Here is a 23,895-nt window from a genome sequence, read left to right as displayed (position 1 = left end):
GGGGGCCGGCGGGAGCTTTGGCCGGCAGCGGCTGTTGTAGGAGCCAGCCCTGCTGGCGATGGGGGGTACGGCGAGCACCCATCGCCAGCAGGGCTGGCTCCTACAGAAAGCCGCTACCGGAAACTGGGCTCAGCTCTTCTTCAAGCGCTTCTGCTGGAACGGGTAGAACCGCTCCTCGCGCAGCTCGTGCTCGATCTGCTCCAGGCTCTTGCCCATCGTCTCGGGCACGAGGTAGTAGATGAAGACCAGAGCACCGAGCGAGATCATCGCGTAGAGCCAGAACGTATGCGACGCGCCCAGCCAGGTGACCAGCGACAGCGTGCTCAGGGTGACCAGCAGATCGAAGAACCAGTGACTGAAGGCGCCCAGGCTCGCGCCCTTGCCGCGAACGAACAGCGGGTATACCTCGGAGTTGATCAGCCAGATGCAGACGCCGAAGCCACCGCAGTTCAACATCAGGTACGCGGCCAGACAGGCGACCACCAGCACGCGGCTCACGTCGGTCTGCGGCCCCTGCCCTTCGAACAGGATGCCCATCACCACGAGCGCCACGATCGAGCCGGGAATCATCCACAGCAGGTAACGACGGCGCCCGATCTTGTCGACCAGGATGCTTCCGATGACCGTCATGACGACCACGAGCAGCGTGCTACCGCCGGTGCCGAGCACGGCCCATTTGTCCGAGAAGCCGGCCTTGGTGAGGATGGTCGGCGCGTAATAGATCAGCGCGTTGTTGCCGGTGATCTGCGAGAACATGGAGATGCTCGCGCCCACGATGATGGCCGGACGGATCCAGGGCTTGGCGAAATCCTTCCAGCGCCCGGTTTCCTCGTTATGGGAAACGCCCTCGATCTCGACGACTTCCGCTTCGGCCGCGCGACGGTCGCCGCGAACCCGCTCGAGCACGTCGATGGCTTCATTCTTGCGACCCTGCGTCACCAGCCAGCGCGGGCTCTCCGGGAGAATGAACATGCCACCCAGCAGGATCACCGCCGGAACCACACCGAGACCGAACATCCAGCGCCAGTGTTCGCCGAGCAGGAATCCGGTGAAGTACGCCACGGTGATGCCGAACACCACCATGAACTGAAACAGCACCACCATCTTGCCCCGGTGCTTCGGCGGCGACACCTCGGCGATGTAGACGGGAATGATCTGTGTGGAACTGCCGGCCGACAGGCCGAGCAGGAAACGCGCCGCGATCAGCATCTCGACGCTGCCCGACATGGCCGAGGCGATCGAGCCGAGCGCGAACAGCACGCCGACGAAGATCACCATGCGTCGGCGACCGAACCGGTCGGACAGCGGGCCGGTACCGAGGCAACCGAACAAGGCACCGAAGATGATCGCGCCGGTGACGAGCTGCTTGGTGGTGTCGTCGAGAGCGAACTCACGACCGAGGCCCAGAAGCGCGACGCCGATCACGCCGGTGTCGTAGCCGAACAAAAGGCCGCCGAGCGCGGCGATGACCGCGATACCGACGACCAGGGCGGTGCTGCCGCCCTCGCTGTCGACCTTGGATGGGGTTACCGCATGCATGCGTTTCTCCTGGGAGGATGAAGAAGCCCTCGCCCCCGCGAGTTGTTCTTGAAAGAGATCACGCCGCCACGCTCACGCGCACACGGAAATCCGCCTTCGGTGCCGTCAAAGCGATGCGGCGGGCATTCGGCTCGTCGGTGTTTTCGATCCAGTCGAGCGCGGCCTGGCGGTCGCGGCCGTAGCGCATGTGCCGCGCGAGCAATTGCTCATGGCGCTGTGCGTCGTCGACGTCGACGAACCAGACCTCGTCGAGCAGGCCCTGGACGTCTTGCCACGGACCTTCATCGAGCAGCAGGTAGTTGCCTTCGGTAATGACCAGACGTACATCGGACGGCACGGCGATCTCGCCGGCGATCGGCTCTTCGATTTCACGATGAAACGCCGGTGCGTAGACCGTCTCGCCCGGCACCGGCGAGCTAAGGCGGCGCAGCAAGGCGACATAGCCCGCCGCGTCGAACGTATCGGAGGCGCCCTTACGGGCGGCCCTGCCCAGGCGGGCGAGCTCGGCATTGGCGAGATGGAACCCGTCCATCGGTACGCCGACGGCGATGTCGCCGGCGTATGCGAGCAATTGCGCCACGAGGGTGGATTTACCGGCGCCCGGTAGTCCCGCGATGCCGAGGATGCGGCGTCCGCTGCCTTCCATGAGCGCGTCCAGGCGCTCCCTTGCGGAGGATTCGATCATGCCGATGCCAGACAAAAAGACCGACAAAAGCTAATGATCCGAATGTGTGCATGAGATGAATCGCGTCATATATGGCGATGGACGGGTCCCTGACAGAGACATTCGCCGTCTTCGTTCGCATGACCCAGCAAGGCGTCGAGCAAGTCCCCGGACGGCGTCCACTGTCCGATGGCCGGATGAATCAGCATCGCCTTGCGTGCTTCGAGACGGCGGTCGTTGAGCACCGATGCGATCGCGGCACGTTCGTACGCCTTGACCGAGCGCACCAGACCGTTCACCGCATCCGGCAATGGCGCGATGGGACGGGGCACGATCGCGTCCAGCGAGATATCCGACGCGATCTCCACGATGTCGTTATCGGGCAGATCGGGCAAGGCGCCACGATTGCGCGTGTTGACGACGATACGCGCCGGTTTCGCACCGGTCAGCGCGCTCATCACGTCGATGGCGATGCGGTGGTAACCGGTCGCTACACGGAAGGGGTCGACCTGCAGGCTGACCCCCTGATCGAACGCGGAACCACCCTCGGCTTCGAGCTTCATGTACGAGCCGGAACGCTGGTTGAGGTACGCGGCGTAGATATCCACGGCCGCGTCGCCGTCGCCCGCGTCCAGACGCGCGGTCAGCGTCGCCAGCAGATCATCGTTGAGTCTCTGAATTTCGCCACCGCGGCTCCCGCCCTGCCTGCGCTGGTTGTCCAGCGCGCGCTGCCGCTCGTAGTAGAAGAAAAGGTACTCCGTGGGAATGAGCCGCAGCGTGCGGATCATGTCGAAGTCGAACAACGGCGCCAGATAGAGCTGACGTAGCAGATCATCGCTGGCAAGCAGCGTGTCGATGACCTCCTCGCCCCGAACGCGCACGCCGCGTACCCAACCGAGGTGGTTCAGGCCGACGTAGTCGCACTCGACCTCGTCGGCCGGCTCACCCAGCGCATGCGCGATGTTGTGAAACAGCTCCGTCGGCGTATCGCAGATGCCGACGATGCGGGCCTTGCTATGGTCGGTCACGGCCTGCGTGATCAGGCCGGCGGGGTTGGTGAAGTTGACCAGCCACGCCTGCGGGCTCAGCTTCTCGACGAGTTTCGCCTGTTCTATCGCGACAGGAATGGTGCGCAGGGCCATGGCGACGCCGGCGGGGCCCGTCGTCTCCTGCCCCGGATATCCCTGCGCGATGGATGCGCGTTCGTCGGCGGCGCGACCGGCGATACCGCCGATACGAATGCTGTTGAGCACGAAGTCGGCGCCTTCGATGGTGTCTTCCATCGAGGTGCCGCCACGTAGCCGCAGCGCGCCGCCCGAGCGACGGATCACGGCATTGCCCAGGCCGACCATGATCCGCAGCCGCTCGGGATCGGGGTCGTAGAGGACCATTTCGGCCGCGCCGAGCGCCTCGGCGGCTTCGTTGACGCCGAACACGACAAGCGGAGACCGGACACCGCCGCCTCCGATCAATGCGATCTTACGATCCGTACGTTTGCTCACGAAGTGTCCTTAATGGCTGGGGATGGGGAAGCGATTCAAGGGCGCCGGCGGCCGTCGTACACAACGCCCCGCAGATGCAACCGCGCTCGACGCAGCCATCGATGGACTCGCCATCGAGCAGCCCGTCGATGACGCCCGCGTCGAAGGCATCGCCCGCACCGGTGGAGTCGACCGCTTCGATGCGCGGCGCCGGCACCCGGCGCAGGCCGCGTGCATCGGCGATCCACGCACCACGGGCGCCCTGTTTCATGACGGCACGAGCGATACCGGCCGCGGCGGACCAGGCCTCATAGGACGAGGGGGCGTCGTCGCCGCATAACAGCGCGACTTCCTTGTCGTTGGGCAGGAAGAGGTCGACATCGCGGCAACTGAGCCGGTTGACAGGGTCTTGCAGCCACGCCGGGCTGTAGCCGACGTCGAGGGAGGTCGTACACCCCGCCCCACGCAACAGCGGAAGCAGGGTCGAGGCAAGGTCGCGCGGCAGCGGCATGGCGAAATGCACATGACGGGCGGCGGACAGATCCGCCACGATCTCCGACGTCGCCAGCAGTTCCGGGAGCGAGCGGTTGACGCCGGGATAGGTGAAAAACGACCGGTCCTCCACCGTCGAGACGCTCACGGTGATGCCGGTACCGTCGCTGCCCAGCCGGATACCGTCCATGCTGACACCGAATTCGCCCAGACGGCCTTCGAACCAGTCGAGATCGGCATCGCCGATCAGTCCGACCAGGCGGACACGGCGTCCGAGCCGCGACAAGGCACAGGCGGTATTGATCGTGCCGCCGCCGAGTTCGCGCACGTAGTTCTCGGCGATCACTTCTTCGCCGGGGCCGGGCCAGGAGGGAAAGCCGCTGAAGACGTGATCGGCGTAGATCTCTCCGACGACGGCGACATCCCATGATTTCAGCGATGGGGAAATGGCCACGTGCGGGACCTCCGTGCTTGCCACAGGAAAAGAAGCGTGCCCGCGAGGACCGCGACCACGGCGGCGACGATGGACGAGGTGCCCGCCGTCGCCACGAGATACAGCCAGCCGATGACGCTGACGACCAGCGGCAGCGGATACAGCGGCATGCGAAACACGTCGGCGTCGGCGCGGCGACGACGCAGGGCCACCACGGCGAAGCACTGCGCGATGTACTGAAACAGGATCTGCGTGACCATCAGCGTCGCGATCAGATGCTCCAGTGACAGGAAGCAGGCCGCGGCGGACGTCGCACCCACGAACAGGAGCGACACCGTGGGAAACCCGCCCCGCGGATGCAGGCGCGCGAAGACGGGAAAGAACTGGCCGTCCGCCGCCGCCGCGTACGGCACGCGTGAGTAGCCCAGCAACACCACCAGCGCCGATCCCCAGCTGGCCAGAAGAATCAGGAGCACGGCCAGCGTGCCGCCCGTGCGACCGTGGATCGCCTGCATGAAGTCGGCGACCACGGCCTTCGAGTGCGCCGCCTGCTCCCAGGGCAGTACGCCGAGAATGCTGAGGTTGAGGCCCAGATACAGCACGGCCACCAGCGGAATGGAAACGAGCACCGCCATCGGAATGGTGCGCCGCGGCCGCTTCACCTCACCGCCCAGCATGCAGACGTTGTTGTAACCGCCGTAGTCGTACACCGCGATCAGGGCGACCGCGCCGAGGCCCAGCCAGAACCCGTGAGATGAGTCGACGTGTGCCTGGAAGAAGTGGCTTGCGATCGTCATGTCGAAGTGCCTGATGCCACTGATCACGATCCATGCGCACGCGATCACGACGATCGCGCTGACCAGCACGGACAGCCGCTGGATCTGACCCACCCGCCGATAGAGCACGGCCGTGTTGAGCAGACACAAGCCGGCGGCGACGAGCGCCCTGCCCGTTTCCCCCAGGGACGGGATGAGGAAGCCCGCGTACTGGGCGAAACCCACCGCCGCCGAACCGATGGAAAGCGGCGCGGTGAGCAGCGTCTGCCAGAGGTAGAGGAAACCGAACAGACGGCCGGCTTTGTCGCGGCCATAAGCCTCGCGCAGGTAATGGTAGGGACCGCCGGATTCGGGAATGGTGGAGCCAAGTTCGGCCCAGACCAGACCGTCGCAGAGGCACAGCAGTGCGCCGGCGACCCAGCCCAGCAGCACCGAGGGTCCTGCCAGGGCCGAGAGGGCGAGCGGGATGGTCACGAACGGCCCGATGCCGATCATGTTGAGGACGTTGGCGGAAAGCCCGCCCCAGAAGCCGATGGCTCGCGGCGGTATGGCGGATGTTCCTGGTGCTACCGCGTTCGCGGTCGGGGTGGCTGTCGCTCTCATGATTCGCGGCCCGTTTCCGGGTAGCTTCGGCCAGCACCTGACGCCAACAGGGTCGGCTCCCACCGGGCTGCGGGGTCCTGCTCCTGGTAGGAGCCAGCCCTGCTGGCGACCGGTGCCTGCCCCACCCCATGCAAACTATCGGCAGCAGCAATCACCGCCCCCTCCACCCGATGCAGATCCAACACCAGCACCTCGTTCTCCCCCGCCTTCAACCACGGACCCGGACAGAACAACCGAAGCTGCGGCCCGACACTCCAGTACCGCCCCAGCAACCGCCTGTTGACCCACAGATACCCCTTCGCCCACCCACTCATGTCGAGATAAACGTCGCCAGGTACATCCACATGAAGCGCCGCCCTGAAGAACACCCCACCTCGCGACGGTGCCGCCTTCAACGGCTTGAGACCGCGAACCCACGCATCGTCCAGCGGCAACGGCCACGCCTCGACCTCATGCAGGGCGACACCATCGAGCGTCACCGGCCCGATGAGCCCTTTGTGGTCACCCAGCCGCGGCCCGAAATTGATGTGGCCGAAGGTATCGACAAGGACCTCGACGGTCGCCTCGCCCGAGGCACGCGCAGGCAGCGTCACATCGGGCCGCGAATTGAGCGACGCATGCTCGACCCGTGACACGACAGCCGTTTCACGCCCATCGACATGCACGACGGCATAATCGCGCACGTTCTCCAGCCGCAGAACGCTGCCGGTGGCGATCCGCTTGCGATAAACGACCAGTCCCTGATCCTGGCCGAACACGATCTCGTTCGGACCGGGCGATGGCAGCCTGACCGGCTCGCCCGGAAGGTTGTCCCAGAGCGACGCGAACGGCACAGGCGTCACCGGTGAAAACGTTGCCGAGGGAGGAGCTTCGGGCATCGCGGGCGGCGTGACTCCCGCGCTCTCCACGATCACCCGGCGCAACGCCGCGTAGTGCGGCGTGGCACGCCCCCGCTCATCGATGGGTGCACCGTAGTCGTAGCTGGTGATGACGGGCTGGAACTGCGAGCCGTCGTCCTCCGCATTGGCTCCCGCGGTCAGACCGAAGTTGGTCCCGCCGTGCACCACATACAGGTTGAAGGAATACCCGGCGCGCATGATCTCCCGAAGCGGCTCGACGAGGTCCCTGGTCGCGAAGGCCGGCTCACCCCAGTGCGTAAGCCAGCCGGGATAACCCTCGCCCAGCCACACGGGCGACTCGCCCGCGAAGCTCCGGCCCTTGAGCAGGTCCGCGACGTCCGCACCATCGAGGCCAAGCGCCATGCCTTTCGGATAGGCCTTACGCCGCCGCAGGTCCTTCAAGCCATCCGACACGGAGAACGGTCCCGCGATGCCGCGCTCCCGCCACAGGTCGCGCAGCGCCTCCAGGTAGCCGACATCGTCGGCGAACATCGAATACTCGTTCTCGACCTGCAACATCAGCACGGGACCACCCGCCCCTGCCGTCAGCGGAGCGATACGCGGTGCGAGCGCGGCGATATAGCGACGCACCGCCGCCATGTAACGGGGATCGTCACGCGTGCGCAGGCGGGTATCCGGATCGCGCAGGAGCCATGCCGGCAGACCGCCGTTCGTCCACTCACCGCAGATGTACGGACCCGGGCGCAGATACACCCACATCCCCTCCTCCGCGCACAAGCGGATGAAGGCCACGATGTCGCGATTGTCGCTTTCGAAATCGAACACGCCGGGCTCGCGCTCGTGGTGATTCCACATCACGTAGATCGCCACGGTATTGAGACCCATCGCACGTGCCATCCGGATGCGATGACGCCAGTGCTCACGCGCGATCCGCGCCGGATGCATCTCGCCACTGCGTATCTGGAACGGCTTCCCGTCGAGAAGAAACGTACGCTTGCCGAAGGCGAACGCATGTCCGCGCCCGTCCGGTGCCACCGCCGAAGCGGCGACACCGGACGGCCCCGCCCACGCGCGACCGGCGAACGCCAGTGGCGTGAGCAAGGACAGAGCGAGGAACCGACGTCGTTGCATGCTCAGAACGAGTACTTCACGGTCAACAGGGTGGTCATGCCCGCATCCACGATATCGGAGTTGGCCAGACTGTTCCTGCCGATGTGCGACCAGTAGGAGTACTGCTTGGTCAGGTTGCTGATCTGCAGGTCGAACTGCAGCCCGTTAGTCATCAGATAGCCCGCATGAAGATCGACGCGGCGGATCGGACGGATCCACAGGTCGTCCCACGGATTGCCCTGATTGAGGAAGTCGTACGTCGACAGGTAGGAGCCCGTGTAGTGGTAGCTGAGGTTCAGCGAGAAACCGGCCTTCTCGTAGAACAGCTCGGCGTTGGCCATGCGCTGTGGAGCCGACTGCAGCCTTTCGTTCTCGAAGCCGTCGCGGCCCAGGTCGACCTTCGAATTCTGCCGCGTGGCGTTGACGCTGAAGCCCAGACCATCGAAGGGCTCAGGCAGGTTCTGGAACTTCTGCCTGTACGTGGCTTCGAGACCGTAGACATGCCCGTCCCCGCCGTTGGTCGGCGTCTTGGTCAGGACGGTACCCACACCGGACGTGTTCGGATTGGCCTGGCCGCCGCCGCTGTCGTAGATGTAGTTGCGCAGCTTCTTGTAGTAGCTGGCCAGGGACACGTAACCGCCGCTCTGCGTCGTCCACTCGGCGCCCAGATCCACGTTGGTGGCCTTGATCGGGCTCAGGTTCGGGTTGCCGCTGGTGATCGTCGTCACGCCATCGGACACACTGATCTGCGAACCGCCGCCCAGCTGCACGAAGGCCGGTCGCGTGTAGCTCTGCCAGATCGCGCCGCGATACACGATGTTGCCGTCCGGGCGGAAATTGATGAACAGGCTGCCGAGCGGCTCGTTGTAGATGGTCCGGTTATTGGAGAAGTAGCCCGGCGCCTCGTTGCCGTCGGCGTCGGTCGGCGTCGTCCAGAACGTGTTGTGGATGGAGGTGTGCTCGAAGCGCACACCGGGAATGATCTCCCACGGACCGCTCTGGAACGTGGCCATGCCGTACGCGGCACTGACCGCTTCCGTGCCGCGCATGGTGTCGCAGTTGTAGTTGTTGAAGTCCAGCTGGCCGCAGGTATCCAGATCCGACGGCTGGACGTGGGCCGCGATGAGCGCGGCGACCGCGGCACGACTGACTTCCGGCGTCCGCCAGTCGAATTTGCCGGGAAAAATCTGATTGTAATAGCCCTTGAAGATGCCGAGGTCGTCGAGTGTCGTCGTTCCGTCGTTGATGCCGCCGGTCGACCAGTCGCGGTTGGTGAACTCACGCGAGCTGTCGCTGTACTTCACGCCGAACTTGACCGACTGCAGCACGCCGCTGTCGAAGTCATAGCGCAGATCGAGTTTGGCGCCGCCGCGCTTCTGGCCGGAGCGGATGTCGGTGACCTCGCCATAATCGTTGGCGTACATGTTCTGCACGTTGTTGACGGAGTTCTGCAAACCCGGCGTCAGCACGGGGTACGGGAAGCCGTTGCCGCCGTAGCTCAGCAGCGAACTGCGGTTATACGCGAAGTTGTCCTGCGAATACTTGTCCTCGCGCCCGTCGATCTCGACGTGTTCGGGTCGGTCGTTGCGGCCGATGCTCCAGAAGACGTTGGGCGAAATCGTCCATCCGCCGGCGGTCTTGTCCGCACCGAACTGGATCGTGGCCAGGTCTGCCCGCTCCGGGTTGGTCTCGAACCAGAAGCGGTTGGCGATGCGCCCGATGTTCGGCGTGTACACGCCTGGCGTGGAGGTCGGTACGTACGTCACGTCCTGCGGCAAAAGCTGGTTATACGTGGTGTTCTGCTCGGTCAGCGCATACGCGTAAGTCATTCGCGCATAGGCTTTGAGCGTCGGGTCCACGTTCCAGTCGAACGAGATATTGCCGCCGTAGCGGCGCTCGAACCCCGACGCGATGCCGACGTTGCTGCCGAGGCTGGTCAGGTTGTGAGCGGGGTCGTACCCGGGCGCGCTGTCGCCTTCCGCGGTCGCGTGAAGAAATGCCCAGGAACCGTCGTTGGACGCACTTTCCGCCGCACCGATCTCGCTGTTGGCGATGTTGCGGTAGTCGTAATAGCCGCTTACGTAAATGCCGAACTGTTTCTCGGCACCGAACTTGCCTTGCAGTTCCCCGGCCAGACCGCTGCCGAGGCCGCTGCCGCCGTAGTCGCGCGCACGGCTTTCCACGCGTCCGCTGGCGGTGACGCTACCGCTGAAATCCTTCCTGAAATCGAAGGCGCTCGGCGTGCGAAAGTCGATCGTCCCGCCGATCGCGTCGCCGTCCATGTCGGCAGTCGAGGTCTTGTTGAGTACGATGGTCTGCAAGCCCGACGGTGGCAGCAGGCTCAGCTGTACGCTGCGGCTATATGGCATGCCCTGGGCCACGTTGCTGCCGTTCACCAGATTGACGTTGTACTCGGACGGCAGGCCGCGCACCGAGGTGAACATGCCCTCGCCGCGCGCCGCGCCGTCGATGCCGCCGAAGTAGCCGGAGCCCGTGGTCGTTACGTTGACCCCCGACATCAGGCCCAGCGCCTCCGCCACGTTGTGCACGGCGGTGTGCTGCAGGTCGGCCGCCGACAGCACGTCCACCGTGTTGATGGAATCCATGCGCATGTTTGTCGCGTCATAGCGGTTGGCCACCACGCTGAGCGCCTTCATCTGCACGGCCTTGTCCGGCTTGGCGGCCGGGTCCTTCGTATCCGTAGCCGCTTTGACCGGCGGCGGCGTTGACGGCGCTGGCGCAGCGTCCTGCGCAAACGCCCCATTGGCCAGTACCGCACACACGGCCACGACCAGACACTTCTTGTTGAAAACCTTATCGATACCCACGATCCACCCCCACCCCGAAAGTGCTCTGAAAAAAGGCTGACCAGCGGGTTCGTCGCGCGGTCCGGACATGGAGGCTCGTGCACGCTCGCGTCAGCGGGCATGCGTCGACATCACGACGGACGGGTGAACGTGCCGATCAGTTTGGTCGGACGATCAGAGGGAGGTTTGCGGGGGCGAGTAGCCGGCGACACACTTGCCGCGGGAACGCAGGGCGCTGAGTTTGTTTCGCGCGAGGATCGGAAGGCCATCGGCCCTCACATGCACGAACGGACGACCTGCGAAGGCGCAGCTGGCGTTCTGATTGGAATCGGGGCGACGCATCGTAGCGGTCTGTCCGTCATTCATCGCGAGCTGCGTGCCGGCATACCCCAAGGATGCCGGAGGAATACGCGGTATGACGTTCGTCGAACGCACCGCGTGGAGCAACATATAGCGCACTGTAAAAAGGGCGTCAACGGCCAAAAATGCATAGACGTACGCCTATTGCAACGCACCACGAGACTTTGCGTCCGGATGAACCAGGCCGCAGGATTCTGCTGCGACGCACGATGACACCGACGCAAGGGGCGCGCATTCTCGCGCGGCGGCGTGAACAGGGGTGCGCCGCTCACTCAACGTAATCGCAGGGATCTCGATGAATCGTCGACAGACGCAGGGCCGTGCCGTGCCCGCCACCCCACGCCGGCCATTGGCCGTCGCATGCGCCGCCGCGCTCTCGCTGCTGTGCGGCGGCATCGCCACCGCCCAGGAGCAAACGCCCACGGCGCAGGATACGGCGAAGCCAGCCGTAAAGGCCGCCACGAAGCCGGCAGCCACGCCAGCTACCGCCGCGCAGGCTCCGCAGAGCGACAAGGAAAAACGCGCCGCCAATCCGGATGCCGCAAGCAACCTCGACGCGGTGGTCGTTACGGGTATTCAGGGCAGCATCCAGAGCGCACTCAAGGCCAAGCTCAATTCGGACAACATCATCGAAGCGATCTCCGCCGAGGACATCGGCAAGCTTCCCGACAGCAGCATCGCCGAGAGTCTGGCGCGCCTGTCCGGCCTCGCGACGCAGCGTGTGGATGGCCGCGCGAACCAGATCTCCATTCGCGGCCTGTCGCCCGACTTCGCCGGCACCACGCTGAACGGCCGCGAGCAAGCGACGATCGGCGAAAACCGTGGTGTCGATTTCGACCAGTATCCGTCCGAACTGATCAGCGGCGCCGCCGTCTACAAGACACCGGATGCGAGCCTCATCGGCCAGGGCCTCTCCGGCACCGTCGATCTGCACACGATCAAGCCGCTGGATCTGCCGAAGCGGACGTTCGCCGCCAACGTGCGCGGGGAGACCAATTCCAACGGCAGCCTCAATCACGGCTCCGGCGTGGGCGATGCGGGTCATCGCGTCAGCTTCTCGTATATCGACCAGTACTTCGACCACACGCTCGGACTGGCGGTCGGCTTCGCGCAGCTGGATTCGCCCGTACAGGAAAAGCAGTATCAGGCGTGGTGGTGGAGTCTCAACAATGGATCGCAGGGCGCGGAGAACAACTGGGGCGCGCCGCATACACCAGGCTTGCCGGACAACGTGCTTTCTCAGGAAGGCGCGCAGTTGCGTGCAAAATCGGAGAACCAGCTGCGTAACGGCCTGATGACCGTGCTCGAGTGGGCTCCGGACGACCACTATCACTCCACGATCGATCTGTACTACTCGACGTTCAATCAGAAGACGTACCTCAATGGTGCGCAGTGGTCGAGCAGCCCTTACGACAACGTCTCGTATTCGAACGTGGGCGTGGTCCCCGCACTGCCCTATCCGATCGTTACTACCGGCCACATCGACGGCCTCAAGTCGATCCTGCAGAACGACTACACGAAAGAACACGACAAGCTCTTCTCCGCGGGCTGGAACAACCAGTACGACTTCGGCAACGGCTGGGCCCTCACGGCCGATCTGTCTTATTCCAGCGCGAAGAAGGACCTGCACGACGCCTACCTGTTCGCCGGCCTTCCGGATCAGGCGACATCGTCGACCGATTTCGCTACGCCGATCCACGAGCACTTTCCGGATTTTCGTCCCGGGGTGAATTTCGCCGATCCCTCGGCGATGTTCTTCACCGATCCCAACAACTACGGCTATGACGGCCGCGAAGAGTTCGACAAGCAGAAGGACACGATCAAGGCGTTCCGCCTCGAGGTGAGCCATCCCGTGGGCTGGATCTTCAGCGACGTCAACATCGGCGTGAACTACTCCGATCGCAAGAAGACCAAGCAGGCCGACGTGTACTTTGCCTGGCTCAACGGTAACGGATCGACGTCGGCCGATTACCTGCCCGGTTTCGCGGCTCCCATCGATCCGTCCGCGCTCAGCGGCATCACCGATCTGAGCTATGGCGGCTTTCCCGGCGTCGTCAACTACGACGTATTGCAGGCCCTCAACAGCCAGTACTACAAGACCCAGCGCAACGGTCAATCGGACTGGAGTCGCAACTATTCGGTCGAAGAGAAAGTCCCTGTCGCCTACGTCAAGTTCAATATCGACACGCATCTGGGCGACATTCCGCTGCGCGGCAACGTCGGCGTGCAGGGCGTGAAGACCGATCAGTCGTCGGAGGCCCTCCAGACCAACGGCAACACGCTGGTCGGCCGCATCTCCGATGGCGCGAAATACAGCAAGATCCTGCCCAGCCTCAACCTTGCCGCCGAGATCGCCGACAAGCAGTTCCTGCGTTTCGGCCTGGCCAAGACCATGGCGCGCGGACGCATCGACGACGAAAAGGTCGCCACCTCGGCGGGCGTTGCGGAAGTCCTCGACGGTCCCGGCGCGGGTCAGGTGCTCTGGTCCGGCAGCGGCGGCAACCCGAAGCTCAAGCCGTATATCGCGGTGGGTGCGGATCTGTCATGGGAAAAATACTTCGGCACCGCAAGCTACGTCGCGGCGGCGGTGTTCAACAAGAATCTGCTGAATTACATCTACAACCAGACCACGCTGGATTACGACTTCTCGCGTTACGTCAACGACAACCCGACGCTCACGCCGACCAGCACCATCGGCTCGTTCACACGCCCGGAAAATGGCACCGGCGGCAAGATGCAGGGCCTGGAACTGTCCGGGTCGCTGGAAGGCGGTCTCGTCACCCCGGCCCTCGACGGCTTCGGCGTGCAGGCCAATTTCTCGCTGACCAACAGCACCCTGCCGGTCAGCGCCGTGTCGAGCATCCCGGGCAGCCCGTCGACCCTGCCCGGTTTGTCCCGCAAAGTCGCCAACCTGGCCCTGTACTACGAGAAATACGGCTGGTCGGTGCGCGTGGCGGAACGTTACCGCTCTTCGTTTACCGGTGAGGCCGTCGCCCTGTTCGACCAGCTGGGATACACCCAGGTGCTGGCGGACAAGCAGACCGACCTGCAGCTCGGCTACGCCTTCGACCATGGCACATGGAACGGGCTGTCGATTCTTCTTCAGGTCAACAACCTGACCGATTCGCCGATGAAGACGCAGCAGATCGCCGCGTTGCCGAACAACGTGAAGGTCGCACGCCCGCTGGAGTTCGATACGTACGGGCGGACGGTGATGTTCGGGCTCAACTACAAGCTCTGATCTTCGCTTATCCGACGCGATCGATCCGCGCGGCATAGCACCCGTAAGCCGCGTAATGCGCATGGATGTAGCGCACCGCGCCGCGGTTGAAGAGGCGTTCCACCGCCTCTTCAACCGCGGTACCCGGTACGAGAAGCGCATCGGCGATATGCCCTCGCTCGTCGAAGGCGCGCAACGAGATATGCCGCGTGCGGATCACGTCGGGAACCTCGTCCACGGCGTCATAAGCGACCGTCGCGCCCTCACGGACGAAGATGGCATGGCTCGCGCGATAGGGCCCCGGCGCGGGCTGGTGAACGTAGTTCAGGAGGATCAGCGCCTCGCCCTTGCGCGCGGCTCGAAGTTCGATGCGTTCAGGGTACCCGGTGTCATCGCCGGCGATAACGCGTAAGGCGTTGCGCGCCTCGAGTGATCGGTCATCAAGGCCGTAGAGGGACTGGAAAGGTGCGGGATCGAGACCACTGATTCGAAACGACATGGATTCACTCCGGTGTGGGAATGAATCCATGGTGCTCGCGGCCTGGACTCGCCAGCCATCCGGATCTTGCCGTCAGAAGTGATACCCAAAGCTGAAGCCATATACCCACGGGTCGATGTGCGCGGTACCCACCGAGGCCCCGCCGACCTTCACCTTTGAATCGATGTCCATGTAACGGGCGTCGAGCGTCAGAGTCCAGCGCGGGTCCAGCGTGATATCGACGCCACCGTGCCACGCGATGCCCCAGCTGCTGTCGAGGTCGACGTTGGCGCCCTGCAAGGCGCCGCGACCCTTCGTGTCGAAGAAGCGCGTGTAGTTCACGCCGACGCCAACGAAGGGCGACACCGGGCGACCCGCGAGAAAGTGATAGTTCACGCCGACCGTCGGCGGCAACTGCTTCACGGTGGCGGCACGCTGCCCGTTGAGGCGGACGCTGTGCTGGAACGGCACGGCAGCGAGCACGTCGACGCTCCATTCGGGAGTGAACAGGTATTCGAGGCTCAGCGTCGGACGCGTGCTGCTGCCCACACTGGCCTTCATGCCCGCGAGGTGGCCGTTGTCGGAGCGCGGGTCGACGACATGGGCTCCAATGTGCAGGATCCAGGGATTATCGACGGACTGGGCGATCGCACCGGTGACAGGAGCCATACACAGCAGGCCGGCGATGGCGACGTTCTTCAGGTTACGCACGGAAAACTCCTTCATTCTGTCCCGACCGCAACCGGTCGGCAGACAAAGGTTAGGAATTCATTGCCGCGCGTTTCCTGATCGCGGTCAGTTTTTCCTGCGATCGCAAGGGCGCCGCGGAAACCATCGCCGACAGCATCGCGCGGTCGAGGATGCGCAGCGTGCGACCACTGGCCTGCAGCATCCCCGTCTCCTCCATGCGCCCCAACGCACGACTCACGGTTTCCACGGCAAGACCAAGGTAATTGGCGATGTCCGCACGTGACATCGACAGCCGCAGCCAATCGCCCTGCCGCGACAACCTGCCCTGCTTCTCGACCAGACCGTGCACGAACAAGGCGACGCGTTCGACAGCCGACTGACGTCCCATCGCCACGAGATGATCCTGATCGGCGGCGACCTCGCCGCTGAGTACGCGCAACATGCGCCGGTGCAACGACGGCACTTCGGTCAGAGCCGCTTCCATCCGGGCAAACGGTACCTCGCACAGCGTGCTGCGCTCCAGCGCGATCGCCTCGGTCCGGTACGCCTCGTCGAGCAGCCCGTCCACGCCGAGAATATCGCCCGGCGACCCGAAGCCGATGACCTGATGCACGCCTTCGGCGTCGGCGATGGTGCTGCGCGTCGCGCCCGACCGGAGGACGTAAAGCGAGTGGAACACCTCGCCCTGACGAAACAGCGGCTCGCCCCGGACCAGCGTGCGGCGGTCCCGGGTCATGCGGTCGACGCGCGCGAGCGCCTCGCCCTCGATACCGGCGGGCAGGCAGACGTCGTGCAGCCCACAGGCCACGCAGCCGTGGCGCGTGGCGACGTCGTGCAACTCGGTCATCTCAGTTACCCCGATGCGATAGGTCGAACGGACGGTAACAGGCGCGCGCGTGTGGGGAGGCCGGATGCGCGGTGCCTGCGACGATAGGTCCTCCTACATCCGCAGCGGCACGTCGATACCCAGCAGGTCGAGGCAGCGGGTAAGCACGCGTTCGGTCAGCACGCAGAGGGCCAGCCGCGAAGCGCGCGTGGCCGGATCTGGCTCGGCCCGCACCGGGCACTCGCCATAGAACCGGCTGAAGTGCTGGGCGAGCGTATACGCGTAAGCCGCAAGTACGCCGGGTTGATACAGCCGGGCGGCTTCCGACACCGTGTCACCGAATGACAGGCAATGCAGCGCGAGGTCGCGCTCCACCGGCGCCGACGCCTGCGCGGGCCCCACGACCTCACCGGCGGCCCTGGCGAGCAACGACCGCAGGCGCACGCAGGCGTATTGCAGGTACGGACCCGTGCGCCCCTCGAACGCGACCATGCGCCCGGGGTCGAAGACATACCCCGAGAGACGATCCCCCGACAGATCGGCGAACTTCACGGCGGCGACGCCCACCTGGCGCGTGAGCGTCTCGCGTTGCGCACCGTCCAGGTCCATGCCGTAGCCGGAAGAGGAAAGGCGCTCCGCGGCGCGGGCGACGGCGTCGTCCAGCAGTTCGGCCAACCGCGCCACACCGCCCGAGCGGGTTTTGAAAGGTTTGCCGTCTGGCGCGTTCACCGTGCCGAAACCGGCGTGGACCAGTTCGACACCCCGGGCGATGCCTGCCTTGTGCGCCGCGCGGAAGACCTGCTCGAAATGCAGTGCCTGCCGTTGATCGACGACGTATACGACACGCGCCAACCCCGGCACCGACGCACGAGCCTCGAGCGTTGCCAGATCGGTGGTCGCATAAAGGGCGGCGCCGTCGCTCTTTGCCAGCAGCAACGGCGGCACCGGCGAGCTGTCCGTGGGCTCGGCGACTTCAATGACCACGGCGCCCTCACTTGCTGTCGCGACACCGCACGACCGCAGCCGGGCGACCAGCGGCGCGATCGCATCCCGCACGTCGCTCTCGCCATTCAGAGCGTCGAAGCGCACGCCCAGTTGCTCGAAGTCGGCTACCTGAGAGCTCAGGCTGAGCGCACGCAACGAGCGCCATAACGCCATGAGTCCCGGATCGCCCGCCTGTAAGGCCGCCGTATCCGCGCGGGCTTCAGCCATCCGGCCAGGGTCCTCCCGGCACGCCGCGGCGGCTTCGGGATAGAGACGTTCGAGTTCACGGAGCGTGACCGGCGCGGTCGCGGGAAACGGTGCCACCGCCTCGGAATCGAAGAACGCCAGGGTCGGGTCCGTGCGGCGTATCGCCGCGCTCAACATGCCCATCTGCAAGCCCCAGTCACCGAGATGCGCATCCGCATGCGTCGACCAGCCCAGTGCCGCATGAATGCGCCGCAGGCTCTCGCCAAGCACGAGGGAGCGCAAATGCCCTACGTGCAGCGGTTTCGCGACGTTGGGACCACCGAAGTCGAGCACGACACGCCGCGCACGGCCTTCATCCGGAATACCCAGCCGGTCATCCGCGGCCACGGCGTCAAGACCCTGCGCGATGAACGCGGCGGATAGCCGCAGGTTGATGAAACCCGGACCGGCAACGCTAACCTCGGCAAAAGCCGGTTCCTGGCGCAGGTACGCGGCAATGTCTTCCGCGATGGCGCGCCCCGTCCGGCCGACGAGCGCCGCGGCAGCAAGCGCGCCGTTGCACTGAAAATCGCCGAGGTCCGGGCGTGTGGCAGGCACCGCCCTGGCGAGAGCCGCAGGCAGGTCGAGCGACAGGAAGGCAGCGGTAAGCAGGACGTCGATCCGCGACGCCGGGGACAGGCACATGGGTTTCTCCAGGGACGATGAAAGGCGGCGCAAGGCGCGCCGTCGGCTCAGCTCAGTGCGAGCTGGGCGATTCGTCGTCGGAGAAGGATGCGCGGGGACATGCGCTTTGTTTACACGACACGGTGGGTCTTCGCAAGCCGCGAACGATACGCTGGGTATGCTCGTTTCAGACTGATACGGAGACTTCTCAATGAACTCAACCAAGCGGCCCGGCGCACATCGCGTCGTGATCGTCGGCGGCGGTGCCGCCGGCATCGAACTGGCCACCCGGCTGGGCAAGAGCCAGGCCTTCGATGTCGCGCTCGTCGACCGCGATTCCAGCCATTTCTGGAAGCCGCGATTGCACGAGCTTGCCGCCGGCCTGCTGGGCGACGGCGAAGAAGCGGTGCCTTTTCTTGCGCACGCGCAGGCGCATGGTTATCGCTTCGAACCGGGGGCCCTGCTGGGCCTGAACGCCGCGGAAAAAACGATCGACCTCGAAGCGGTGCACCTGCCCAACACGGACGAGCTGATCCTGCCACCGCGGAGCCTGACCTACGACACCCTGGTGCTGGCGTTCGGCAGCCGCGTGAACGACTTCGGCACGCCCGGCGTGCTCGAGAACTGCGACATGCTCGACAGCCCGGCCCAGGCCATCGCGTTACGCCGGAAAATCCTGGCCCTCGCGCTGCGCAGCGCGGGCGACCCGGAAAAGCGCATCCGCGTCGGCATCGTCGGCGCGGGCGCCACCGGTGTCGAGCTCGCGGCCGAGCTGCACCACGCCTTCAACGACATGCATCGCTATGGCGGCCTGGATTCCGCCGCGAAACTCGACGTCACCCTGATGGATATGGCGCCACGCGTGCTGCCCGCCGTGGATCCGGACACGTCGGCTTCCGCGCAGCAGATCCTGGAGCGCATGAAGGTCAACCTGCGCCTTGGCGTCGGCGTCAACGCCGTCGAGAATGACGCTTTCCACCTGTCCGATGGCAGCGTCATTCCCTGCGACATCAAGGTCTGGGCCGCGGGTGTCACCGGGCATGACATGGTCAAGGGCCTCGGCCATTTCGAGCTGTCGCGCGACCGGCGCATCGTGGTCGATGAGCACCTCGCGGCGAAGGGCGTCGAGGGTATCTACGCTCTCGGCGACTGCGCGTTCACCGCCACGCCCGACGGAGGCAGCGTGCCGCCGACGGCACAGGCCGCGCATCAGCAGGCGACGTATCTGTCGGACGCGCTGATCAAGGTATCGCGAGGCGAAACACCCGCAGCGTTCGTCTTCCATTCGAAGGGAACGCTCGTCTCCCTGGGCGTACGCCAGGCGACCGGCGAATTGCCGTCGGGCCGCCATACGTCGGTGATCCCGATGCGCGGCTGGCTGGCGAAGCTGGTGTACGTGTCACTGCAGCAGAGGCATCGCGCGACGCTGCACGGCTGGCCCCGTGCGACGGCACTGTGGCTGGCGGACTGGCTGCGGAACACGACGCTGCCGCCGGTGAAGTTGCATTGAGGCCAGCGGGCTCCGCTGGCGGAGCCGACTTCCACCTGGGCCCGGCGGCCTGGGTGGAAGCCAGTCCTGCTGGCGGTGGCCGGATCCCTCAACTCACCGGAAGCACGTCACTTCACCGCGTGCTCGAGCGCCTCGAAGTCTTCCTGCGACAGCTCGATGCTCGCACCCTTGACGTTCTCCTCGAGGTGGCCCGGATCGCCGGTACCCGGGATCGGCAGCATCACCGTTGAACGCTTCAACAGCCACGCGATAGCCACCTGGCCGTCCGTCGCGCCGAGCTTCTTCGCGATCTTCGACAGCAGCGAGCCCTCTTTCGCCAGCTCACCCGCCGCCAGCGGGTACCAAGGAATGAAACCGATGCCGTTTTTCTCGGCGTAGTCGAGCACCGCTTCGCTCTGGCGGTTACCGAGGTTGTAGAGGTTCTGCACCGTCGCGACCTTGAAGAATTTCGAGGCGGCTTCGATTTCCTCGACGTTGACCTCGGACAGGCCGACGTGGCGGATCAGCCCTTCGTTCTGCATGTCCCTGATCACGCCGAACTGCTCATCGAGCGGCACTTTCGCGTCGATGCGATGCAGCTGCCAGAGGTCGATGCGTTCGACGCCGAGACGGCGCAGGCTCATCAGAACGCACTGGCGCAGATATTCCGGTCGGCCCAGCGGGGGCCAGACGTTGGGACCGTGACGCGTAAGGCCGCCCTTGGTCGCGATAACGAGGCCTTTGTACGGGTGCAGAACCTCGCGAATCAGATCCTCGCTGACGTAGGGGCCGTAGCTGTCCGCCGTGTCGATGAGGTTGACCCCGAGTTCGGGAAGCTTCGCCAGCGTGGCCCGCGCCTTGGCGGGATCGGCCGGGTCGCCCCAGATGCCCTTGCCGGTGATACGCATGGCGCCGAAACCGAGGCGATTGACCTCGAGATCACCGCCGATGCTGAACGTGCCGCTTGCTGCTGCGTTGGGGGTTGTCATCGTATGACTCCATGAGTGGGACGAGGAAAGTCACAGACACACATTGGTACGCGATGAGACGTTTAAAGGGCGTGGTGGCGGCTCAGTCACCGTCGAGATGCCGCGCGATGGCTTCCATGAAGGGCTCGGCATCGGCAAGGCCCCCACCCGCCCCCAGCGATTCTTCCAGCCGCTCGGCGATGTCCGCGATCGCCACCATGCCGCAGACCAGCGCGGCCCCTTTCACGCGATGGACGTGATGCAGTGCTCGCGCGAAGTCGCCCCGCTCGAGCGCATCGCAGGTCAGCGCAAGATCGTGCCGGGTCTCCTCACGAAAGGCGGCCTGCATGGCGGGCGTGGGGGAAACCGCCTGCTCCGCCATGGGCGAGACGGGACCGGCCAGCGCCGACTTCAGCGCATCCAGCGAAAGCGGCTTTCCCAGCACGATGTCGATGCCGCTCTCCGCGCAGCGGCGCACATGATCGCTGCCCTGGTTGGCCGAAATGGCGATAAATCGGGTGGGAGTGACGCGAGCCTCGGCCTCGCGCGCGCGCAATTCGGAAGCGATGTCGTAACCCTGCATGTCGGGCAACTCACAGTCCAGGAGAACGCCCACGAAGCGCCCGGGCACGAAACGGTCGATAGCCGCCTGGCCATGATCCACGGCTTCGGTGGCGTAACCGAGGAACTTGAGCTGGGCAACGATGATCTGCCGGTTGGCCGGGTGATCCTCGACCAGCAGCACGATGCCGCCCGGTTCGCCGCACATCGACGTGTCGGCGGCTGGCGACGGTGGTGACGAGGTCGTGCGGGGCACCAGACTCGTCGGCAAGGTGACGCGGACGGCCGTACCCACGCCCGCCTCGCTGTTGAATTCGAGGGTGCCACCCAGGTTGGTCGCGATATCCCTGCAGATCGCCAGGCCGAGGCCACTGCCGCCAAGACGGACGTCGAGACGCCCACGCGCCTGGGCGAACGGCTTGAACAGCTGACGCTGCCGGTTCGCGGGGACACCGATACCCGTGTCGAACACCTCGATCAGCAGGCGACGCACCCCGTCTTCGTTTTCACCGGCACCCTGCCAGAGAGCGATTCCCACGTGGCCGCGCTCGGTGAACTTCACCGCGTTGGCGAACAGGTTTTCCAGAAGCTGCCTGACCCGGACTTCGTCGACCAGCAGCCACGGCAAGGGCCCCATCGGCAGATCCAGACGCACCGCGAGGCCCTTGGCCTCGATCGCCAGACGCTGTGCCTCGATCGCGTCACGCGCGATCGCCTGCACGTCGCAGGGCACCGGGTCAGGGGTGAAACCCTCAACTTCCGAGCGCGTGTAATCGAGGGCACTCTTCAGAAGGTTCTGCAGGTTCCGGCTGCTGACCTGTGCGATCGCCATGAGGTCACGCTGGGGACCATCCTGAGGTTCGCGTGCCATGAGGTCGATCGACGACGTGACCGCGTTGACCGCGTTGCGCACTTCATGACTCATCACCGCCAGCAGCATGGTCTTCTGCTGCTCGCCGCGACGGGACGCCAGCTGCGCACGGCGCATCTGCCATAGCGCGAAGACCAGCGCGGCTATCAGTGCGACACCCAGACCCAGCTCGCCGCGAAACGCCGAGAGTACCTGCGACACGGTAGGCTGGCGCAGATACGCCGTCTCGAGCCACCGCTCGATCACCGCCATGTTGTCCGCCGAGGACAGCCCGCGCATGCTCTGCTCCAGAATGGCGAGCAGCTCGGGCTCGTCGCGCTGGACGGCGACGCGGACAGACACCGCCATGTCCGGCACCGTCCCCGCCACGCGAAGGCTCATGGCGTAATCGCGGCGCACGATCGGGTAGTAGGCTACGTCCACACCGATCGCCGCGTCGGCCACGCCGCTCTCGACGGCGGCGAGCACCTGATGGATATCGGCCAGGGGAAGCCGGGTGATGGAGCGGTGCTCGCGCTCGAGCCACGCCTCGTACTGGCCTCCGCCCTTGAAGGCCACCGTGCGCCCCTGCAGATGCCAGAGGTCCATTTCGGCGGGTCCGACCGTCCGCGTTACGATCAGCGTACGGCCGACATAGAAAGGCGACGACAGCAGCGCCGAGCTGCCCAGATCGGCGGTCAGCATGCGATCGGCGGTGGACGGCAGCACATCGACCCGATGCGCCCTGAATGCGGCGACCGACTCCGCCCAGGAGCGCGTGCGTACCGCCTCGAAGCGCATGCCCGCCTTACGCGCCGCAAGCGCGAGGTACTCCGTCACCAGGGGGTTCGCTTTGCCGGCACCGATCTCGGCGCCCTGCTGAGGATCCAGGGCGATACGCAGCACGGGGTGCGCTTTCACCCAGCGCGCGCGCGTCTCCTCGTCCGGCACGTCCTGGGCGACCGCCACCGCTGCGACCATGCAGCCAACCAGCATCCATGCGAAACGGCGCATCACGGCGGCTGGTTCGCCAGCGCGCGGATGTGTTCCTTCAGGCTGTGAAACTCACTGTCCGAGCGGACGCCGAGTTTCTGGTACGCCGCCGACTTCTGTGCGCTGATGGTCTTCATGCTACGGCCGAACTTCACCGCGATCTGCGTCACGCCCAGTCCGTCGAGCAGGCAGCGGACCACTTCCCACTCGCGCAGCGACAGCTGCTTCCCCGTCTTGCTGCCCGCGGCGCCCTCGCCCGGTATGCCGACACGCTGCGGAGGCCGGTAGACGCCGCCGGTCATCACCACGTCGATCGCATGGATGATCTCCGAGGGATCCTGGCTTTTCGCCACGAAGCCATCCGCGCCGGCCTGAAGCAGGTTGCGCACGATCAGGCCTTCGTCATGCGCCGAGACGATGAGAATCTTCATGCGCGGGTACGCCTTGCGCAGCAGCCGGATCAGCGCGACACCATCGAGGTCGTCGAAAGCCAGCGAATAATCGAGCAGCACGACGTCCGCGGGCGTCTCGGCCAGCAAGGCACGGAAAGGCCGGCTGCTCGAAAAGCTGCCGAGAATCACGATGGAGGGGGACGTCTCCAGTTGCGCGACCAGCCCTTTGAGGACGAGCGCATGGTCGTCCAGTAAGGCCACGCGCACCGAGCCCAGATAGCTTCGCGCGGACATGAGTGGACCAGATGGGGAGAGGCTTGTAGTCATACGCCCACCGATACGTAGTGGGACCGACGGCAAGATATCGCGGCGACCGAGCCTTGTAAACGCTTGCTTCACACGTCAATCGATGTCGCGCTAGCCCTACGTTCAGGCATGGTGCCATCGGC

General features: G+C 65.2%; 16 protein-coding genes. 2 read left to right on the top strand and 14 right to left on the bottom strand.

Features of this window, described 5'->3' with window-relative positions; genetic code table 11:
* Positions 1-129: 129 nt before the first annotated feature.
* The 7 genes from FA85_RS20085 to FA85_RS20055 form a co-directional block, all read right to left on the bottom strand.
* A complete protein-coding gene (locus FA85_RS20085; protein WP_051943696.1) occupies positions 130-1,539 on the bottom strand; it encodes a sugar porter family MFS transporter in 1,410 nt (469 codons plus the stop codon).
* Positions 1,540-1,597: 58 nt separating this feature from the next.
* Positions 1,598-2,224: a nucleoside/nucleotide kinase family protein gene (locus tag FA85_RS20080; RefSeq protein WP_051943698.1), complete on the bottom strand. Its 627-nt coding sequence runs from the start codon at positions 2,222-2,224 to the stop codon at positions 1,598-1,600.
* Between the two features lie 65 nt (positions 2,225-2,289).
* A complete protein-coding gene (locus FA85_RS20075) occupies positions 2,290-3,705 on the bottom strand; it encodes a family 4 glycosyl hydrolase (RefSeq protein WP_036113462.1) in 1,416 nt (471 codons plus the stop codon).
* Positions 3,683-4,630, bottom strand: a complete 948-nt coding sequence (locus FA85_RS20070) for a carbohydrate kinase family protein (protein WP_239739797.1) — start codon at positions 4,628-4,630, stop codon at positions 3,683-3,685. Before FA85_RS20070 ends, FA85_RS20075 begins: the two co-directional genes overlap by 23 nt.
* Positions 4,609-5,988, bottom strand: a complete 1,380-nt coding sequence (locus tag FA85_RS20065) for an APC family permease (protein WP_036113464.1) — start codon at positions 5,986-5,988, stop codon at positions 4,609-4,611. The genes FA85_RS20070 and FA85_RS20065 overlap by 22 nt, the downstream gene beginning before the upstream one ends.
* Entirely contained in the window at positions 5,985-7,979 is a 1,995-nt protein-coding gene (locus FA85_RS20060) for a beta-galactosidase (RefSeq protein WP_081907492.1), read from the bottom strand. The genes FA85_RS20065 and FA85_RS20060 overlap by 4 nt, the downstream gene beginning before the upstream one ends.
* Positions 7,980-7,981: 2 nt before the next feature.
* A complete protein-coding gene (locus tag FA85_RS20055) occupies positions 7,982-10,786 on the bottom strand; it encodes a TonB-dependent receptor (protein ID WP_239739798.1) in 2,805 nt (934 codons plus the stop codon).
* Positions 10,787-11,420: 634 nt separating this feature from the next.
* On the opposite strand from FA85_RS20055, the gene FA85_RS20045 reads away from it, so the two are divergent.
* On the top strand, positions 11,421-14,366 hold the full coding sequence (locus tag FA85_RS20045) for a TonB-dependent receptor (RefSeq protein WP_036113468.1): 2,946 nt from the start codon (positions 11,421-11,423) through the stop codon (positions 14,364-14,366).
* Positions 14,367-14,373: 7 nt separating this feature from the next.
* On the opposite strand, the gene FA85_RS20040 is transcribed toward FA85_RS20045, so the two are convergent.
* The 4 genes from FA85_RS20040 to argS all read right to left on the bottom strand — a co-directional run bounded on the left by FA85_RS20040 (position 14,374) and on the right by argS (position 18,214).
* On the bottom strand, positions 14,374-14,844 hold the full coding sequence (locus FA85_RS20040; RefSeq protein ID WP_036113474.1) for a DUF1203 domain-containing protein: 471 nt from the start codon (positions 14,842-14,844) through the stop codon (positions 14,374-14,376).
* Between the two features lie 72 nt (positions 14,845-14,916).
* Complete coding sequence (locus tag FA85_RS20035; RefSeq protein WP_239739799.1) at positions 14,917-15,534, bottom strand: OmpW/AlkL family protein; 618 nt, start codon at positions 15,532-15,534, stop codon at positions 14,917-14,919.
* Between the two features lie 49 nt (positions 15,535-15,583).
* Positions 15,584-16,360, bottom strand: coding sequence for a cyclic nucleotide-binding domain-containing protein (locus FA85_RS20030; protein ID WP_036113479.1), 777 nt, complete (start codon positions 16,358-16,360; stop codon positions 15,584-15,586).
* 93 nt (positions 16,361-16,453) lie between these two features.
* Positions 16,454-18,214 carry an arginine--tRNA ligase gene (argS, locus tag FA85_RS20025; protein ID WP_051943701.1) on the bottom strand — a complete coding sequence of 587 codons (1,761 nt, stop codon included), beginning with the start codon at positions 18,212-18,214 and terminating at the stop codon, positions 16,454-16,456.
* A 190-nt stretch (positions 18,215-18,404) separates the two neighbouring features.
* Here argS and FA85_RS20020 point away from each other — a divergent pair, with 190 nt between their 5' ends.
* Positions 18,405-19,703, top strand: a complete 1,299-nt coding sequence (locus FA85_RS20020) for an NAD(P)/FAD-dependent oxidoreductase (protein ID WP_036113481.1) — start codon at positions 18,405-18,407, stop codon at positions 19,701-19,703.
* A gap of 107 nt (positions 19,704-19,810) precedes the next feature.
* Here FA85_RS20020 and FA85_RS20015 read toward each other — a convergent pair whose 3' ends face one another.
* From FA85_RS20015 to FA85_RS20005, 3 genes are all read right to left on the bottom strand, one after another.
* Positions 19,811-20,671, bottom strand: a complete 861-nt coding sequence (locus FA85_RS20015) for an aldo/keto reductase (protein WP_036113483.1) — start codon at positions 20,669-20,671, stop codon at positions 19,811-19,813.
* 82 nt (positions 20,672-20,753) lie between these two features.
* Positions 20,754-23,075 (bottom strand): ATP-binding protein, encoded by a 2,322-nt coding sequence (locus FA85_RS20010; protein WP_036113484.1) that lies wholly within the window; start codon positions 23,073-23,075, stop codon positions 20,754-20,756.
* The gene (locus FA85_RS20005; protein ID WP_036113486.1) at positions 23,075-23,740 is read right to left on the bottom strand and encodes a response regulator transcription factor; all 666 of its coding nucleotides are present in this window, start codon (positions 23,738-23,740) and stop codon (positions 23,075-23,077) included. Before FA85_RS20005 ends, FA85_RS20010 begins: the two co-directional genes overlap by 1 nt.
* Positions 23,741-23,895: the final 155 nt, after the last annotated feature.

This window comes from Luteibacter mycovicinus (genome assembly GCF_000745235.1).
Taxonomy (GTDB): domain Bacteria; phylum Pseudomonadota; class Gammaproteobacteria; order Xanthomonadales; family Rhodanobacteraceae; genus Luteibacter; species Luteibacter mycovicinus.
The sequence above is the reverse complement of the archived record's forward strand: the minus strand, read 5'-3'. Positions and strand labels throughout refer to the sequence as shown.

Bases quoted from the DNA above. Each gene is read 5' to 3' on its own strand.
- FA85_RS20085 (WP_051943696.1), bottom strand. From the start codon at position 1,539: ATGCATGCGGTAACCCCATCCAAGGTCGACAGCGAGGGCGGCAGCACC.
- FA85_RS20060 (WP_081907492.1), bottom strand. From the start codon at position 7,979: ATGCAACGACGTCGGTTCCTCGCTCTGTCCTTGCTCACGCCACTGGCG.
- FA85_RS20080 (WP_051943698.1), bottom strand. From the start codon at position 2,224: ATGATCGAATCCTCCGCAAGGGAGCGCCTGGACGCGCTCATGGAAGGC.
- FA85_RS20005 (WP_036113486.1), bottom strand. From the start codon at position 23,740: ATGTCCGCGCGAAGCTATCTGGGCTCGGTGCGCGTGGCCTTACTGGAC.
- FA85_RS20065 (WP_036113464.1), bottom strand. From the start codon at position 5,988: ATGAGAGCGACAGCCACCCCGACCGCGAACGCGGTAGCACCAGGAACA.
- FA85_RS20040 (WP_036113474.1), bottom strand. From the start codon at position 14,844: ATGTCGTTTCGAATCAGTGGTCTCGATCCCGCACCTTTCCAGTCCCTC.
- FA85_RS20020 (WP_036113481.1), top strand. From the start codon at position 18,405: ATGAACTCAACCAAGCGGCCCGGCGCACATCGCGTCGTGATCGTCGGC.
- FA85_RS20010 (WP_036113484.1), bottom strand. From the start codon at position 23,075: ATGCGCCGTTTCGCATGGATGCTGGTTGGCTGCATGGTCGCAGCGGTG.
- FA85_RS20030 (WP_036113479.1), bottom strand. From the start codon at position 16,360: ATGACCGAGTTGCACGACGTCGCCACGCGCCACGGCTGCGTGGCCTGT.
- FA85_RS20015 (WP_036113483.1), bottom strand. From the start codon at position 20,671: ATGACAACCCCCAACGCAGCAGCAAGCGGCACGTTCAGCATCGGCGGT.
- argS (WP_051943701.1), bottom strand. From the start codon at position 18,214: ATGTGCCTGTCCCCGGCGTCGCGGATCGACGTCCTGCTTACCGCTGCC.
- FA85_RS20045 (WP_036113468.1), top strand. From the start codon at position 11,421: ATGAATCGTCGACAGACGCAGGGCCGTGCCGTGCCCGCCACCCCACGC.